Below are 1711 nucleotides of genomic sequence, written 5' to 3'. Positions count from 1 at the left end.
CCGCCTCGGTGCGCCCCCCTGCCGCCGTGATCAGGTCGGAAAAAACACCATTGCGCGGCAGCGGATAGATACCGGGAAAGCGCACTTCGCCACGGATTTCGACGATCTGTACCGCCTGCTCGGGGCCGGCCTGCAGCTTGAGCTGGGAGATGACGTCGGTCAGCAGGGCTTCGCGACTGTTATCGATGACTTTTTCTGTCGCGCTCTCCTGTGTCAGCGTTTTTAGCGTGATATCGGTTTGTGCTGCAGCATTGTCGATATTTTTTTGTTCTAGCGTGGATGGCTTGAGCGCGGTATTTCCACTTAGGTTCTTGTCAAAGCTGTCAGCAATGTTGCTGGCAAACAAAATGACCTGATCGCGTTTTTGCAGGGTCAGGTTATGGCGGCTGCCCGGGTTGCGCATGGCCTCGCCCGGCTTGAAGGCTTCGCCGGTCACGGTGATCTGCATCATGCGCAGGGCACCCATGGAGACGAATACGTCTACGCCCAGCATCTGCGACTTGATGCGACTGATCAGGTCGACGGCGACTTGCTGGTAGCTATTGCCGGCTACATAAATCGGGCCTAGGCCGGGGAAGTCGATATTGCCCTGACGGCCGACGCGCAAGGTATGCAGTGCATTTTCCTTGCCGTAGAGCTGGATTTTCAGCTCGTCACCGGGGCCGATCAGATAGTCGTCTGGCACCGGTAAATCGGAAAGCGGGGTATTGCTGGTCGGCATGCCGGCAAACAGGCTGTAACCGAAAGGTTCGCCTGCCTTGCTGGCGGTAGCAGCTGTTGTGCGCGGCTGTATGGTGGGGGCTAGTGCTGGTGCGGCTTCGGAAGGCGAGGTCGCAGATTGTGCAGCACTGGCGGAAGCCGCCTGAATTTGTGCCTCGCTGGCACCGTACTGGCGGGCCAGTGCGATTTGCTCCGGCGTTAGCGCATGGGCGGATGCCATGGATAGCGTGACAGCCAGAATGGCGAGTCGCTTTTTTTGCATCTAAAAAACCCTTTTAAAGCGAGCGACCTACTAGGCCGCGAATCAAAGATGAAAATCGTATTGTTTTATGCTTGAAAGCCTGGTGTTAATAGCTGACGTCAACTTTGACGCCAGCGTAACCGGGGCCGAAGTCGAAAATAGGCTGGTAACGGCCGCGCTCGCGCTGTGCGCTCCACAGCCATTTCCCTGTCGCATACCCGAGCAGGCCGCCGGCCGCAACATCCGATACCCAGTGCTTGCCCTTGGCCGTACGTCCGAGCGAGGCAATGCCGGCAACACCATATAGCCAGGGTGCACGGTATTCGGCGGCAAATGGTGTGATGGCGCCAAATGTTACTGCAGTATGGTTGGACGGAAAGCTGCTGTCGCTACGTGACTGGCCTGCATCTTGCCGGCTCCAGTGGCCTTGACCCTCATCCGGTCGTGCACGGTTAAAGGCTTGCTTGAGCAGCATGCTGCTACCTGCCGCGACTGCAGCCGACTGGAGGGCAATAAAGCCGGTGTTCTGCAGCTTGCTGTCGCCAAGTGCCAGCGCCATGCCTGCACCGCCTACCGCCAGCAAGGGTGCGGCCTTGCCCAGTTTGTCCCATGTCTTGATGCTGCGGTTGTCTTCATGGCCGGCCAGCTTGTCCCGCCATTTTTCGTCGGCCAGCGAAGCTAGTCCGATGGTGACGCCGGACCAGAATACGGTATTGCCCAATTCGGACAGGCGTGGGAAGGCGCTGCCCG

The 1711-nt window shown here is 58.6% G+C and carries 2 protein-coding genes; both read right to left on the bottom strand.

The window, feature by feature from the left end:
- Positions 1–982: polysaccharide biosynthesis/export family protein (locus tag EGI20_RS18330; RefSeq protein WP_498633129.1), on the bottom strand; the 982-nt coding region annotated here is incomplete at its 3' end.
- 85 nt (positions 983–1067) lie between these two features.
- Positions 1068–1711, bottom strand: a 644-nt coding sequence (locus EGI20_RS18325) for a phosphatase PAP2 family protein (protein WP_498633128.1), incomplete at its 5' end; no start/stop codon positions are given.

The organism is Aquitalea sp. S1-19 (assembly GCF_024343515.1).
This window is presented reverse-complemented; position numbering and strand designations above follow the sequence as displayed.